General features: G+C 72.6%; 14 protein-coding genes. 10 read left to right on the top strand and 4 right to left on the bottom strand.

The window, feature by feature from the left end; genetic code table 11:
• Window positions 1–117: 117 nt before the first annotated feature.
• The gene (locus C1703_RS10065) at window positions 118–1,914 is read right to left on the bottom strand and encodes an AMP-dependent synthetase/ligase (RefSeq protein WP_114251583.1); all 1,797 of its coding nucleotides are present in this window, start codon (window positions 1,912–1,914) and stop codon (window positions 118–120) included.
• Window positions 1,915–2,210: 296 nt separating this feature from the next.
• On the opposite strand from C1703_RS10065, the gene C1703_RS10060 reads away from it, so the two are divergent.
• The 6 genes from C1703_RS10060 (at window position 2,211) to C1703_RS10035 (ending at window position 7,352) form a co-directional block, all read left to right on the top strand.
• Window positions 2,211–3,008, top strand: coding sequence for a metallophosphoesterase (locus C1703_RS10060; RefSeq protein WP_114251582.1), 798 nt, complete (start codon window positions 2,211–2,213; stop codon window positions 3,006–3,008).
• Window positions 3,009–3,119: 111 nt separating this feature from the next.
• On the top strand, window positions 3,120–3,557 hold the full coding sequence (locus C1703_RS10055) for an SRPBCC family protein (RefSeq protein WP_114251581.1): 438 nt from the start codon (window positions 3,120–3,122) through the stop codon (window positions 3,555–3,557).
• Between the two features lie 125 nt (window positions 3,558–3,682).
• Window positions 3,683–4,852 (top strand): ArsA-related P-loop ATPase, encoded by a 1,170-nt coding sequence (locus C1703_RS10050; RefSeq protein ID WP_114251580.1) that lies wholly within the window; start codon window positions 3,683–3,685, stop codon window positions 4,850–4,852.
• Between the two features lie 44 nt (window positions 4,853–4,896).
• Window positions 4,897–5,397, top strand: coding sequence for a DUF5304 domain-containing protein (locus C1703_RS10045; protein WP_114251579.1), 501 nt, complete (start codon window positions 4,897–4,899; stop codon window positions 5,395–5,397).
• 133 nt (window positions 5,398–5,530) lie between these two features.
• Complete coding sequence (locus C1703_RS10040; protein WP_094052469.1) at window positions 5,531–6,484, top strand: ROK family glucokinase; 954 nt, start codon at window positions 5,531–5,533, stop codon at window positions 6,482–6,484.
• 109 nt (window positions 6,485–6,593) lie between these two features.
• Window positions 6,594–7,352 carry an endonuclease/exonuclease/phosphatase family protein gene (locus C1703_RS10035; protein WP_114251578.1) on the top strand — a complete coding sequence of 253 codons (759 nt, stop codon included), beginning with the start codon at window positions 6,594–6,596 and terminating at the stop codon, window positions 7,350–7,352.
• Here the strand turns inward: C1703_RS10035 and C1703_RS10030 are convergent.
• Window positions 7,349–7,960: a hypothetical protein gene (locus tag C1703_RS10030; RefSeq protein ID WP_114251577.1), complete on the bottom strand. Its 612-nt coding sequence runs from the start codon at window positions 7,958–7,960 to the stop codon at window positions 7,349–7,351. The genes C1703_RS10035 and C1703_RS10030 overlap by 4 nt on opposite strands.
• A complete protein-coding gene (locus C1703_RS10025) occupies window positions 7,953–8,750 on the bottom strand; it encodes an alpha/beta fold hydrolase (RefSeq protein ID WP_114251576.1) in 798 nt (265 codons plus the stop codon). Before C1703_RS10025 ends, C1703_RS10030 begins: the two co-directional genes overlap by 8 nt.
• A 202-nt stretch (window positions 8,751–8,952) precedes the next feature.
• On the opposite strand from C1703_RS10025, the gene C1703_RS10020 reads away from it, so the two are divergent.
• The 4 genes from C1703_RS10020 to C1703_RS10005 are packed head-to-tail and all read left to right on the top strand — an operon-like array spanning window position 8,953 to window position 12,750.
• Window positions 8,953–9,732, top strand: a complete 780-nt coding sequence (locus tag C1703_RS10020; protein WP_114257359.1) for a lysophospholipid acyltransferase family protein — start codon at window positions 8,953–8,955, stop codon at window positions 9,730–9,732.
• Window positions 9,733–9,755: 23 nt separating this feature from the next.
• Window positions 9,756–10,982, top strand: coding sequence for a DUF5931 domain-containing protein (locus tag C1703_RS10015; RefSeq protein ID WP_114251575.1), 1,227 nt, complete (start codon window positions 9,756–9,758; stop codon window positions 10,980–10,982).
• Window positions 10,979–11,668, top strand: coding sequence for a response regulator transcription factor (locus C1703_RS10010; protein WP_114251574.1), 690 nt, complete (start codon window positions 10,979–10,981; stop codon window positions 11,666–11,668). Before C1703_RS10015 ends, C1703_RS10010 begins: the two co-directional genes overlap by 4 nt.
• A 53-nt stretch (window positions 11,669–11,721) precedes the next feature.
• The gene (locus C1703_RS10005; protein ID WP_114251573.1) at window positions 11,722–12,750 is read left to right on the top strand and encodes a 6-phosphofructokinase; all 1,029 of its coding nucleotides are present in this window, start codon (window positions 11,722–11,724) and stop codon (window positions 12,748–12,750) included.
• 57 nt (window positions 12,751–12,807) lie between these two features.
• Here C1703_RS10005 and C1703_RS10000 read toward each other — a convergent pair whose 3' ends face one another.
• The gene (locus tag C1703_RS10000) at window positions 12,808–14,673 is read right to left on the bottom strand and encodes an anthranilate synthase family protein (RefSeq protein ID WP_114251572.1); all 1,866 of its coding nucleotides are present in this window, start codon (window positions 14,671–14,673) and stop codon (window positions 12,808–12,810) included.
• Window positions 14,674–14,889 lie beyond the last annotated feature (216 nt).

Raw genomic sequence — 14,889 nt, 5'->3', positions numbered from 1 at the left:
CGCGCCCTGTCGGCCGTGTCCGGCTGACGACGCCTGCCGCGCGGGGGCCCGGGGCGCCGTACCACTCGGATGCCTCGGGCTCCTCCGGCTCGGCCGACGGCACCCCGGCACCCACGGTCACTTCGCGTAGATCGCCTCGATCTCGTCCGCGTAGTCCTTCGCCACCACGTTCCGCTTCAGCTTCAGCGAGGGCGTCAGGTGGCCCGACTCCTCCGTGAACTGGGAGGACAGGATGCGGAACTTCCGCACCGATTCCGCCTTCGACACCGCGGCGTTGCCGTCGTCGACCGCCGCCTGGATCGCGGCCAGCAGGTCCGGGTCCTCGCACAGCGACGCCGCGGTGGAACCCGCCGGCTTGCCGTGGTCCGCGCACCAGCGGCCCAGGAACTCCTCGTCGATGGTGACCAGCGCGCCCACGAACGGCCGCCCGTCGCCCACCACCATGCACTCCGCGACCAGCGCGTGCGCCCGGATGCGGTCCTCGATCACCGCCGGGGCGACGTTCTTGCCGCCCGCGGTGACGATGATCTCCTTCTTGCGGCCGGTGATCGTGAGGTAGCCGTCCTCGTCGAGGGTGCCGATGTCACCGGTGTGGAACCAGCCGTCGGCCAGCGCCTCCGCGGTCGCGGCGGGGTTGTTCCAGTACTCCTTGAAGATGTGCTCGCCGTGCAGCAGCACCTCGCCGTCGTCGGCGATCCGGATCACCGAGCCGGGCAGCGGCTGGCCGACCGTGCCGATCTTCTGCCGGTCCCAGGGGTTGAACGCGGTGGGGGCGCAGGACTCGGTCAGGCCGTAGCCCTCCAGCACCGTGAAGCCGATGCCGCGGAAGAAGTGCCCGAGCCGCTCGCCCAGCGGGGCGCCGCCGGAGATGGCGTACTCTCCCCGGCCGCCGAGGACCGCGCGGAGCTTGCTGTAGACGAGTTTGTCGAACGTCTTGTGTTTGATCCGCAGCCCCAGGGACGGGCCCGACGGGGTGTCCAGTGCCTTGCTGTACGCGATCGCCGTGTCGGCGGCCTTGTCGAAGATCTTGCCCTTGCCGTCGGCCTGCGCCTTGGCGCGCGCCGAGTTGTAGACCTTCTCGAAGACACGCGGCACGCCCAGGATCAGCGTCGGCCGGAAGGAGGCCAGCTCGTCGGTGAGGTTCTTGATGTCCGGGACGCAGCCGAGCTTGATCGGCGCCATCATCGGCGCGATCTGCACCAGCCGGCCGAAGACGTGCGCGAGCGGCAGGAAGAGCAGCACCGAACACTCGCCCGTGCGGAACAGCGGCCGCAGCCGCTCCACCACGTTCCCGCAGTCCGCGAAGAAGTTGCGGTGGGTGAGCACACAGCCCTTGGGACGGCCGGTGGTGCCCGAGGTGTAGACGATGGTCGCCGGGTCGTCCGCCTTGGCGATCGAGCTGCGCTCCTCGACCGTCTCGTCCGTGACGTCCTGGCCGAGCCGGCCCAGCTCGTCGAGGCCGCCGCCCTCGATCTGCCACACGTGCTTGAGCGCCGGCAGCCCGTCGCGCACCGACTCGACGGCGGCCGTGTGGGCGTCGGTCTCCACGACGCAGGCGGTCGCCCCCGAGTCGCCGAGGATCCACCGCACCTGCTCCGGCGAACTGGTCTCGTACACCGGCACGGTCACCGCGCCCGCGCTCCAGATCGCGAAGTCCAGCAGCGTCCACTCGTACCGGGTGCGGGACATCAGGCCCACCCGGTCGCCCGGCTGGACCCCGGCGGCGATCAGGCCCTTCGCGGCCGTGCGCACCTCGGCGAGGAAGGCGGTGGCCGAGACGTCCTGCCAGGCGCCCCCGACCTTGCGGGCGATCACGGCGACGTCCGGGTGCTGCGCGGCGTTTCTGCGGACGATGTCGGTCAGGTTCCCGTCCGCGGGGACCTCGTACAAGGCCGGAAGGCTGAACTCGCGCAAGACTGCTGCTCCTCATAGGGCGCCGGCGCCACGACGGTGTGTGCTGCGACGGTGCGGTCCAAGGCTCGGGCGGGTGCTCGGGCATTCACTTGTTGAAATGCAGAGCACGACTGGACTGCCCGGACGTTACCCGCCGGTATGGCGTCTCCGACAGGGGGGCCCGTCGAGATGTTCGCTGCGTCACACAGTTGGGTATTCCTTCGCGCACAGTAGTCCACGGACTAAATGACTGGCCAGTAACCGCAGGTAGGGCCGCCACTGTTCACGTATGCCGCACACGCTTACGCTTGATCGTCATGGCACCCACACCCGCCGCAGACAGAAGGACACGTGTGCACGTGGTCAGCGACGTGCACGGCAACGCCCGTGACCTGGCCAGAGCCGGCGAGGGCGCCGACGCGCTGATCTGCCTGGGCGACCTCGTCCTCTTCCTCGACTACGCCGACCACTCGCGCGGCATCTTCCCCGACCTGTTCGGCGTCGAGAACGCCGACCGCATCGTCGCGCTGCGCACCGCCCGGCGCTTCGAGGAGGCCAGGGAGTTCGGGGCCCGGCTGTGGGCCGGCATCGGCGGGGACCGCGCCGCGGTGATCGAGAAGGCGGTGCGCAAGCAGTACGCGGAGCTGTTCGCCGCGTTCCCCACTCCGACGTACGCCACCTACGGCAACGTCGACATGCCGCCCCTGTGGCAGGAGTACGCCGGCCCCGGCACGACCGTCCTCGACGGCCAGCGCGTCGAGATCGGCGGCCGGGTCTTCGGCTTCGTCGGCGGCGGCCTGCGCACACCGATGCGGACGCCGTACGAGATCAGCGACGAGGAGTACGCGGCGAAGATCGAGGCGGTCGGCGAGGTCGACGTGCTGTGCACGCACATCCCGCCCGAGGTCCCGGAGCTGGTCTACGACACGGTCGCGCGCCGCTTCGAGCGCGGCAGCCGGGCCCTGCTGGACGCCATCCGCCGCACCCGGCCCCGCTACTCCCTCTTCGGGCACGTGCACCAGCCGCTGGTGCACAGGATGCGGATCGGGGCAACCGAGTGTGTGAACGTGGGGCACTTCGCGGGGACCGGGACGCCGTGGGCGCTGGAATGGTGAGGGCCGCCCAGGTCGGGTGAGATCGGCGGGTCCCGCGCGCGGTAGCCTTCACGCTGCACACACGTGCGCAGGACGACCTCTTACCGGCCCGTATCTGGAGGAGCCACGGCGATGGCGGAACACACCAGCTCGAGCATCACCATCGAGGCGGCCCCGGCCGACGTCATGACGGTCATCGCCGATTTCGCCCGCTACCCGGACTGGACCGGCGAGGTGAAGGAGGCGGAGGTCCTGAAGACCGACGAGCAGGGCCGCGCCGAGCAGGTCCGGCTCGTCATGGACGCCGGCGCGATCAAGGACGACCAGGTGCTGGCGTACACCTGGACCGGTGAACACGAGGTCTCCTGGACGCTGGTGAAGTCCCAGATGCTGCGGTCCCTCGACGGTACGTACCTGTTGAAGCCGGCCGGGGCGGGGGGTACGGAGGTCACGTACGCGCTGACCGTCGACGTCAAGATCCCCATGCTCGGCATGATCAAGCGCAAGGCGGAGAAGGTCATCATCGACCGGGCGCTGGCGGGGTTGAAGAAGCGGGTCGAGTCCGCCTAGGCGCCGCCGGGGTTCACGCAGGAGCCGCGGGTGCGGGCGCGTAGCGGCCGGTCGCGCAGTTCCCCGCGCCCCCAGGTCCGCCTGGCACCGGGCACCCCATCAACGCCCGGGTACCGTTCAACCCCATGCGCACCCTCCTGATCACCGGCCCCGGCGGCAGCGGTCGTACCACCCTCGCGGCCGCCACCGCCCTGGCCGCGGCGGCCGGCGGCACGGACACCCTCGTGCTGTCCGCCGACCCCACGGACACCCTCGGTGCCGCCCTCGGCGTCCCGACCGGCCCGGCCCCGGCCGAAGCCGCCCCGCACCTCACCGCCTGGCGCCCCGACCCCGCCCAGGACTTCCGCCGGGACCTCACCGCCCTCCAGGAGCGCGCCTCCTCCGCACTGGACCTCCTCGGCGCCTCCCGCCTCGACCCGGAGGAACTCACCCCGCTCCCCGGCGCGGAGGAACTCGCCCTGCTGCGCGCCCTGCGCGACGCCGCGCTGTCGGAGAAGTACGGCCTCCTCGTCGTCGACCTGCCCCCGGCCCCGCAGGCCCTCGCCCTGCTCGCCCTGCCCGAGGAACTCCGCCGCTACCTGCGCCGGCTGCTCCCGCCCGAACGGCAGGCGGCCCGCGCCCTGCGCCCCGTCCTGGGCCGGCTCGCCGGCGTCCCGATGCCCGCGGAGTGGCTGTACGAGACGGCGGCCCGCTGGGACCTGGAGCTGGCCGCCGTGGAGGCCGTCGTCGCCGACCGCGACACCGTCGTCCGCCTCGTCGCCGAACCCGGCCCGGCCGGTGCCGACGCCGTCCGCACCGCCGGCCTGGGCCTCGCCCTGCGCGGCCTGCGCACCGACCTCGTGGTCGCCAACCGCGTCCTGCCCGAGGCGTCCCCGGACACCTGGCTGGCCGGACCGGTCGCCCAGCAGCGCAAGACACTGGAGGAGTGGCGCGAGTCGTACGACGTCCGCACCGTCACCCACCTCGGCCGCGACCCGCGCGGCACCGACGACCTCACCGCCCTGGCCGTGCCCGGACCCGGCGCGGACGCCCCCGCCGTCGACTGGCCCGTGACCGACCGGCTCGGCGCGGACGGCGTGCTCGTCTGGCACATCCCGCTGCCCGGCGCCATACGCGACGAGCTGGACCTCGTCCGGCGCGGCGACGAACTCGCCGTCACGGCGGGCCGGTTCCGCCGTGTCGTCCCGCTGCCCTCGGCGCTGCGCCGCTGCACCGTCGACGGCGCCGCCCTGCGCGAGGGCGAGCTGCGCATCCGCTTCGCCCCCGACCCGAAGCTCTGGCCGCGGACGCGGTGAGAGGGGGTAACGTCGTAGGGACGAACCGTAGTCAGGAGTCCGTCATGAGCGAAGAGCTCCCCCCGCCCGGCGAGGCCCGCGAAGACGCCGTGGACGAGGAGCGGGCGACCGACGCCGACGCCTGGGCGACCGCGTGCGCCGAGGACCTCGAGGCGGAGAAGGCCCGCCGCCGCACCCAGTACGGCCCGCCCCCCGGCTCGGCCGCCGAGGAACTGAAGAAGCTCGTCGACGCCGTCGCGGACAAGCTGTCCGGCCTCCAGTCCCCCCTGTTCGGCGCGGTCGCGGGGCCCGCGGCCCAGCAGGTCGTACGCCAGGTCGTCCAGCAGGCCAAGGACGCCGTGGAACCCGTCATCGAACGCAACCCGGACGTCTTCGACCACCTGGCCGCCGCCGGGAACGAACTGCTCGCCGCCTACCGCTCCGCCGTCCAGGCCCAGGAACGGCGCTGGACCGGCCGCGACGACCGCGACGACCCCCGTGACCTGGACGAACGCCGTGACAAAGGCGACGAGGGCGGCCCCGGGGAGCGCATCGACCTGGACTGAGCCCCGGCCCCCGGCGAGGCGGCGGACAGCGCGACGCCGTCCGGTGTGCCCAGCGGGCGGACGACGGCGAACCCGACGGCGGGGCCTCGGGTACCGTTGGCCGTAGCGGGGCTCGACCGAAACTGAGGGATTCATGGGACTCACCATCGGCGTCGACATCGGCGGCACGAAGATCGCGGCCGGCGTGGTCGATGAGGAAGGCAACATCCTCTCGACCCACAAGGTGCCGACCCCGGGCACGCCCGAGGGCATCGTGGACGCCATCGCCTCGGCGGTGGACGGCGCACGCGTCGGACACGACATCGTCGGTGTGGGCATCGGCGCCGCCGGCTACGTGAACCGGCAGCGCTCCGAGGTCTACTTCGCGCCCAACATCCACTGGCGCAACGAGCCGCTCAAGGAGAAGGTCGAGGCCCGTGTGGGCCTCCCGGTGGTCGTCGAGAACGACGCGAACGCCGCGGCGTGGGGCGAGTACAAGTTCGGCGCCGGCAAGGGCCACCGCAACGTCATCTGCATCACGCTCGGCACGGGCCTCGGCGGCGGCATCATCATCGGCAACAAGCTGCGCCGCGGCCACTTCGGCGTGGCCGCCGAGTTCGGCCACATCCGGATGGTGCCGGACGGCCTGCTGTGCGGCTGCGGCTCGCAGGGCTGCTGGGAGCAGTACGCCTCGGGCCGGGCGCTGGTGAGGTACGCCAAGCAGCGCGCCAACGCCACCCCCGAGAACGCCGAGATCCTGCTCGGCCTCGGCAACGGCACGCCCGACGGCATCGAGGGCAAGCACATCTCCATGGCCGCCCGCCAGGGCGACCGCGTGGCCGTCGACTCCTACCGCGAGCTGGCCCGCTGGGTCGGCGCGGGCCTCGCCGACCTCGCCTCCCTCTTCGACCCCTCGGCGTTCATCGTCGGCGGCGGCCTCTCCGACGAGGGCGAACTGGTCCTGGGCCCCATCCGCAAGTCCTACAAGCGCTGGCTGGTCGGCGGCAACTGGCGCCCGGTCGCCGAGGTCCGCGCCGCGGAACTGGGCAACAAGGCGGGTCTGGTGGGCGCGGCCGACCTGGCGCGGGAGCCCGACCCGATCATGTAAGCGCCCTTCTTTTGCTTTTGGGGGCGCGGGGAACAGCGCGAACGACCACGAACAACCGGCACTCGCGCACACACCCCGCGCCCCGAGCTCCGGGGCGTAGATTGATCACATGCCCCTGCTCCCCAACTCCCGTACAGAACCCGACGGTTCCGCGGTCATCAGGGTCCTCAGCTACAACATCCGCTCCATGCGCGACGACACCGACGCCCTGGCCCGTGTCATCCGCGCCTGCGCCCCCGACCTGGTCCTGATCCAGGAAGCCCCCCGCTTCTTCCGCTGGCGCAAGAAACTCGCCCGCCTGGCCCGCACCTCCGACCTGGTCGTCGTCACCGGGGGCGCCACCACCACGGGCCCGGCGATCCTCAGCTCGCTCCGGGCGAGCGTCGAACGCACGGAGGACGTCCTCCTGCCCCGCACCCCCGGCCTGCACCGCCGCGGCTTCGCCACCGCGGTCGTGCGCATCGCCGGCACCCGCCTCGGCGTCCTGAGCTGCCACCTGTCGCTCCAGAAGGACGAGCGCCACGACCAGGCCGGCATGCTCCTGGACCGCCTGGCCGGCCTGGGCGTGGAACACGCCATCGCCGGCGGCGACCTGAACGAGCGCCCGGACGGCCCGGCCTTCCGCCTGCTGGCCGACGGCCTGACCGACTGCCGGGCCGCCGCACCCTGGGGCGGCGAGCACACCTGGACCCCCGCCGACCCCTACCAGCGCATCGACGCGATCTTCGCGACCAAGGGCATCGAGGTACTGGGCTGCGGCGTACCGCTCGGGCAGCCCGGGGTGACCCAGGCGGACCTGAGGGCGGCCACGGACCACCTCCCGGTCCTGGCCGCCCTCAGGGTTCCCGCAGAGCAGGGGGTCTCCTAGACGACGGCCCCGCGCCCCGGGTCGTCGTCCTCCTCGTCGTCCGTCCGCATCCGCGTCACCAGCGTCGCGAAGCCGCCGACGAAGCCGCCGATCCCCAGCGTGGCCAGCCACCAGGTCATGTCCCAGCCGAGCAGCACGGCCAGCAGGAGCAGCACCGGCCCGCCGAGCACCCCGAGCCAGGCGAACTTCGCGGTGACATCGGCGGTCGGCAGCGGGGGCGGCTCCGGCGGCACGAAATGGCCCTCGTCGTCCTCGTCGAAGTCGTCCTCGCTGGGCTCCGGCGTCGAGTAGTCACGCGGGCCGACGCCGGGCGCGAAGGAGACGGAGCCGCCCAGCGGCCTGGCCGGCTTCTCCCCGGGCTCCTTGGCCTCCGGGCCCTCGGGCTCGGCGGGCTTCGCGGCCTCCCCGGCCGTGTCCACCCGGTCGTCGTTGGTCGCGGGCTCCAGCAGCGCCAGGTCCTCGACGGACTTGAACGGCTTGGCGCCCGGCGGGTCCGGCGGCTCCTCGCCGTACCCGGCGACGATCGCCGCCCAGGCGGCCTCCTCGTCCAACGGGACGCCCTTCTCGTCCGGCTCCCGGCCCTCGCGGTCGGAGTCGTGCTCAGCCACCTGCGGTCGTCCCTTCCTTGCCGAGACCGGGCTCCTTGACGAGGCCGGGTGCGAGCCGGTCGATGAACGCGAGGCTCTCCTCGTGGATCCGGTCCGCGTCATGGTCCAACGTGGCCACGTGGTAGCTCTGTTCCAGGATGACCTCTTTCACGTCGGTCGACGAGATGCGGCTGAGGATGCGGGCCGAGTCGGCGGGCGGCACCACATGGTCCTGGGGGCTGCGCATCAGCAGCACCGGCTGGGTGACCTGCGGCAGCTCGCGGTCGGCGGCCTGGAAGAACTGCCGCAGGGAGTGCGCCGCGTGCAGCGGCACCCGGTCGTAGCCCAGCTCCCTGCTGTCCGGCTTGGCGATGTCGCTGGCGATGCCCTTCGTCGCCGGGACGACGTGGCGGATCACGGGGAGGGCGTGCGCGGCCAGGCCGTGCACCTTGTTCGCGGGGTTGACGACCATGACGCCGCTGACGGCGTCGCCGTGCTTCCCGGCCAGCCGCAGGGCCAGGGCGCCGCCCATGGACAGACCGGCCACGAAGACCTTCTCGCGGCGCTCGCACAGCAGGCGCAGCTCGCGGTCCACCTCCGCGTACCAGTCCTGCCAGCCGGTGATCCGCAGGTCCTCCCAGCGCGTGCCGTGCCCGGGCAGCAGCGGCAGGGAGACGGTCAGGCCGTGCTCGGCGAGGTGCTCCGCCCAGGGGCGCAGCGACTGCGGTGATCCGGTGAAGCCGTGGCAGAGGAGGACGGCGACCTCCCCGCCCTCGTGGTGGAACGGCTCGGCTCCGGCAAGGACCGGCACCTTCGGCCTCCTGGTCGTGAGAAGGGACTGACACGATCACGGATAGTCACGGAACGGCATGGAAGGCGTCGCACGTCGTTCGCGGGACCTTCACCGTACGCGACCGCACTGACACCGACCAGGGCCGTCGGAGCCTTTGACAGCGGTCCGGGTTAAGGTCTGAACGACACATACGGGAGGCACTCGGTTGTTGTACGGCGCGATGAAGGTCACCGTCGGGGGTCCGCTGAAGCTCGCCTTCAGACCCTGGGTGGAGGGCCTGGAGAACGTACCCGCCGAGGGCCCGGCGATCCTGGCGAGCAATCACCTGTCGTTCTCCGACTCGTTCTTCCTGCCCGCCGTCCTCGACCGCAAGGTCACCTTCATCGCGAAGGCCGAGTACTTCACCACGCCCGGCGTGAAGGGCCGGCTGACGGCCGCCTTCTTCAAGGGTGTCGGCCAGCTGCCCGTGGACCGCTCCGGTGCGCGCGGCGCGGGTGAGGCCGCCATCAAGAGCGGCATCGAGGTGCTGGAGCGCGGCGAGTTGTTCGGGATCTACCCGGAGGGGACGCGCTCGCCCGACGGGCGGCTCTACCGCGGCAAGCCGGGCGGCCTCGCGCGCGTGGCGCTCGCGACGGGTGCGCCCGTCCTCCCGGTCGCCATGATCGACACGGAGAAGATCCAGCCGCCCGGGAAGATCATGCCGAAGCTGATGCGGCCCGGCATCCGCATCGGCGAGCCGCTGGACTTCAGCCGCTACCAGGGCATGGAGCACGACCGCTTCGTGCTGCGCGCGGTGACCGACGAGGTCATGTACGAGATCATGAAGCTCTCCGGCCAGGAGTACGTCGACATGTACGCGACGGCCATGAAGCGGCAGCTCGCGGAGGCCGCGAAGGCGGAGAAGGAAGCCGAGAAGGCGGCCAGGGCCGCGCTCGCGAAGGCGGAGAAGGAACAGGCCGAGAAGGAAAAGCAGGCGGAGCGGCGGCGGACCGAGCCCTAGGGCTCGAGCCAGGGGCGGGGGAGATGGCGAAGCGCGAGCGGGTCATGAGGATGTCGGTCGAGCAGCCGCTGTGGCGTGCGCTGACCGCCTACCGGGTGCTCACGATGCTGTACGCGGTCGGCCTGTTCGCCACCGCCCACGACGAGTTCCCCCGCCCCTGGGTCGCCGTCGCCTACTACGCCGTGCTCGGGGTGTGGACGCTGGCGACCCTGCCGAGGGTCGCGAACGCCGCCCGCTGCACCAAGCGGTTCCTCACCGCCGACCTCACCATCGCCCTCACCGGCATCCTGCTCACGCCGGTCGCCGACGCGCACGAGCGGGTCCAGGCGGGCGGCCCGACGCTGCCGTCGATATGGACCGCCGGTTCCGTCCTGGCCTTCGCCCTCAAGGGCGGCTGGCGCTGGGCGGCCCTCGCCTCCAGCCTGGTGGCCGCCGCCAACCTGGTGGAGCGCGGCAGCCCGGCCCGCGACACCGTCCACAACGTCATCCTGGTCTGCATCGCCTCCATCGCCATCGGCTACGTCGTCGAGGTCGCCCGCGCCTCCGAGCGCACCCTCGCCCGTGCCCTGGAGATCGAGGCCGCGACGCGCGAGCGGGAGCGCCTGGCCCGGGACATCCACGACAGCGTGCTCCAGGTGCTGGCGATGGTGCAGCGGCGCGGAGCGGTGATCGGCGGGGAGGCGGCCGAGCTGGGCCGGATGGCCGGCGAGCAGGAGGTCGCGCTGCGCACCCTGGTCTCCGGCGGACTGGTGCCCGTCTCCCGGGTCTCGGAGGACGCCGCCGAGGGCGCGCTCGTCCGCGCCGTCGAGGAGGAGTCCGAGGAGAGCGGCCCCGTCGACCTGCGCGCCCTGCTCGCGCCGTACGCCGGGGCCAGGGTCAGCCTCGCCGAGCCGGGCGCCCCCGTGCCCCTGGCGCCGGCCGCCGCCCGGGAGGTGGCCGCCGCGGTCGGGGCCGCCCTCGACAACGTCCGCAAGCACGCCGGGGAGCAGGCGCGCGCCTGGATCCTGGTCGAGGACGAGCCGGACGAGGTGATCGTCACCGTCCGGGACGACGGGCCCGGCATCCCGGAGGGACGGCTCGCCCAGGCCGAGGGCGAAGGCCGGCTCGGTGTCGCCCTGTCGATCCGCGGGCGGCTGCGCGACCTCGGCGGCAGCGCGGACCTGATCTCGGTGCCCGGGCAGGGCACGGAGGTCGAGCTGAAGGTACCGAAGGACGTGAAGGACACCCGGGGGAAGGCGGAGCGGCGATGACGGACAGCGGCGGGGACCGGCGGGACCCGATCAAGGTCATGGTGGTCGACGACCACCCCATGTGGCGCGACGCGGTCGCCCGGGACCTGGCCGAGTCGGGCTTCGAGGTGGTGGCGACCGCGGGCGACGGCGAGCAGGCCGTGCGCCGCGCCAAGGCCGCCGCCCCGGAGGTCCTGGTGCTCGACCTGAACCTGCCCGGCAAGCCCGGCGTCCAGGTCTGCAAGGAGGTCGTGGCCGCGAACCCCGCGCTGCGCGTGCTGGTGCTGTCCGCGAGCGGGGAGCACGCCGACGTCCTGGAGGCCGTGAAGTCCGGCGCGACGGGCTACCTGCTGAAGTCGGCCTCCACGGAGGAACTCCAGGACGCGGTCCGCCGCACGGCCGTCGGCGACCCCGTCTTCACGCCCGGCCTCGCCGGACTGGTCCTCGGCGAGTACCGCCGCCTGGCCTCCGAACCCGCCCCGGCCCAGGACACCGACGAACCGAAGGCGCCCCGGCTCACCGACCGCGAGACCGAGGTGCTGCGCCTGGTCGCCAAGGGCCTGAGCTACAAGCAGATCGCCGAACGCCTGGTCATCTCCCACCGCACGGTGCAGAACCACGTCCAGAACACCCTCGGCAAGCTCCAGTTGCACAACCGCGTGGAGCTGGTCAGGTACGCGATAGAGCGCGGCCTCGACGACGAGTGAGGCGCACGTCACACTGACCCTTCGTCAGGCACCTGCGGCGAAGGGACTGTTCCATGCGCGTCGGAGTACTGACCGGAGGCGGCGACTGCCCCGGCCTCAACGCCGTCATCCGGGCCGTCGTCCGCAAGGGCGTGCAGGAGTACGGCTACGACTTCACCGGCTTCCGGGACGGCTGGCGAGGGCCCCTGGAGAACGACACCGTCCGGCTCGACATCCCCGCCGTGCGCGGCATCCTGCCCCGCGGCGGCACCATCCTCGGCTCCTCGCGGACCAACCCGCTGAAGGAACGGGACGGCATCCGCCGGATCAAGGAGAACCTCGCCGCGCTGGAGGTCGAGGCGCTCATCGCCATCGGCGGCGAGGACACCCTGGGCGTGGCCGCCCGCCTGTCCGGCGAACACGGCGTGCCCTGCGTGGGCGTCCCCAAGACCATCGACAACGACCTGTCCGCCACCGACTACACCTTCGGCTTCGACACCGCCGTCGGCATCGCCACCGAGGCCATCGACCGGCTGCACACCACCGCCGAGTCCCACATGCGCGTCCTGGTCGTCGAGGTGATGGGCCGGCACGCCGGCTGGATCGCCCTGCACTCGGGCCTGGCCGGCGGCGCCAACGTCATCCTCATCCCCGAGCAGCGCTTCGACGTCGAGCAGGTCTGCGCCTGGGTGACCTCCCGCTTCCGGGCGTCGTACGCGCCGATCGTCGTCGTCGCCGAGGGGGCGATGCCGAAGGACGGCGACATGGTGCTCAAGGACCAGTCCCTGGACTCCTTCGGGCACGTCCGGCTGTCCGGGGTCGGCGAGTGGCTCGCCAAGGAGATCGAGAAGCGCACGGGCAAGGAGGCCCGCACGACGGTCCTGGGCCATGTCCAGCGCGGCGGCACCCCCAGCGCCTTCGACCGCTGGCTCGCCACCCGCTTCGGCCTGCACGCCATCGACTGCGTCCGCGACGGCGCCTTCGGCACGATGGTCGCCCTGCGCGGCACGGACATCGTCCGCGTCCCCATCGCGGAGGCGACGGCCCGTCTGAAGACGGTGGACCCGAAGCTGTACGAGGAGGTCGGGGTGTTCTTCGGCTGACCGCCCCGCTTCCGGTGCCGGCCGGGGCCGCGCGGCCCCGGCCGGCACGGACCGGGACTACACCGAGGGCGTGCTCGTGCCCCGCAGCTGCCCGATCAGTTCCCGCACGACCCGCGCCCCGTTCAGCGTGAGCACCGACTCCGGGTGGAACTGCACGCCCGCGAACCCGGGCCCGCGCAGGGCGTGCACCTCCCCGTTCGCGGCGCGGGAGACCTCGACGCCGTGGGCCGCCAGCTCGGCCGCCGCCTCGTCGTCGCAGCGCGCCACGAAGCTGTTGTAGAACCCGACGGTCTCCCGCCGCCCGAACAGCCCGATCTCCGTCTGAGCCCCCTGGTACGGCACTTCCTTCCGTACGATGTCCAGCCCCAGTTCGGCCGCGATCAGCTCGTGCCCGAGGCAGACGCCCAGCACGCCCTGCCGTTCGCCCCGGAGCACCTCGGCGGTCAGGGCACGCAGGAACCGCATCTTCGGATCCACCAGGTCGGACGGGTCGCCCGGCCCGGGCCCGAGCACCACCGGCCCCTCGTGCCCGAGCACCGCCTCCCGCAGCCCCGCCTCGTCGTACCGCCGCACGGTCACCTCCAGGCCGCCGGCGCGCAGCACGTGCGCGAGCATCGCCGTGAAGGTGTCCTCCCCGTCGACGACCAGGGCGTGCCCGGCGAGTTCCGCGGACCGCTCCTGCATCCGCAGCCAGAACGGGGCGAGGGAGGCCCGGCGCCCGTCCAGCGCGGCCCGGACCCGCGGGTCCTCCGCCAGCCTCGGCCGTGCGGCCTCCGCGCGCGGCCGGGCCGGACGGACGCCCAGGGCCGCCAGCACCCCGGCCGCCTTCGCGTGGGTCTCGGCCACCTCGCTCGCCGGGTCCGAACCCCGCACGAGCGTGGCGCCGACCGGAACACGCAGGCGGCCGTCCGAGGCGATGTCGGCGGTGCGGATCAGGATGGGGGAGTCGAGGGTCTGGGCCCCGCCCGAGTCCCGGCCGAGCAGGGCCAGGGCACCGGCGTAGTACCCGCGCCCGCCGCTCTCGTGCCGCTCGATGACCCGGCAGGCGTTCTGCACCGGCGAGCCGGTGACGGTCGCCGCGAACATGGTCTCCTTCAGCACCTCCCGCACGTCCAGCGAGGACCTGCCGCGCAGTTCGTACTCGGTGTGCGCGAGGTGCGCCATCTCCTTCAGCCGGGGGCCGATCACGACCCCGCCCATGTCCCCGACGGTGCACATCATCTTGAGCTCCTCGTCGACGACCATCGACAGCTCCTCGATCTCCTTGCCGTCGGCGAGGAAGTCCAGCAGGTGCTCGGGCGTCGGCCCCTCGGCGGGGTAGCGGTAGGTGCCGCTGATCGGGTTCATGACGACCGTGCCGCCGGACATCCGCACATGCACCTCGGGACTGGCCCCGACCAGCGTGCGGTCCCCGGTGTGCACGACGAACGTCCAGTACGCGCCCCGCTCGCCCACCAGCAGCCGCCGGAACAGGGCGAGGGCGTCGGCCCGCCCGAAGCCCGGGATCTCACCCTCGTACGTCCGGCGGATCACGAAGTTGGCGCCCTCGCCCCGGCCGATCTCCTCCTCCAGCACCCGCCCGACGATCCGCGCGTACTCCTCGTCGTCCACGTCGAAGCCCCCGCCGTCGACGCGGACGTCATGCGCCGGGAGCTGCTCCAGGGCGTCGACCAGCGGGACGCCGTACGACTCCTGGGGCGTGAGCGCCAGCAGGGGTGTGCCGTCGTCGCGGACGTCGAAGCCGCGTTCGTGGATCTGCCGGAAGGGGACGAGCGCGAGGCTCTCCTCGGGGAGGCCGGCGAGCCGGTCGTACGCGGCGACCGGGCCGATCAGGACCTCGACCAGGTCGTGGTCGTGGCCGGGCGTGCGGCGGCGGAGCAGGGCGAAGGGACGGGGGTCGTCCAGCAGCTGTGCCAGGTCCATGGTTCCTCTTCCGTCGAATCACGTCGTGAATCACGTCGGTGTCGGTGAGGAACGACCCGGGAAACACCGAAGGCCGCCCCTCGGGCGGCCTTCGCGAAGTCTTGAGTACGCGCAGTCAGCGGGCCGCCGGATGAGCGGTCCACCACCAGGTCTGGATCGAGTGCGCGAACATGCGACGCACCCTACCCCATGTCCGAGGGGCGTACCCGGTGTCTC

It is taken from the genome of Streptomyces sp. Go-475, from assembly GCF_003330845.1.
Classification (GTDB): Bacteria; Actinomycetota; Actinomycetes; order Streptomycetales; family Streptomycetaceae; genus Streptomyces.
The sequence above is the reverse complement of the archived record's forward strand: the minus strand, read 5'-3'. Positions and strand labels throughout refer to the sequence as shown.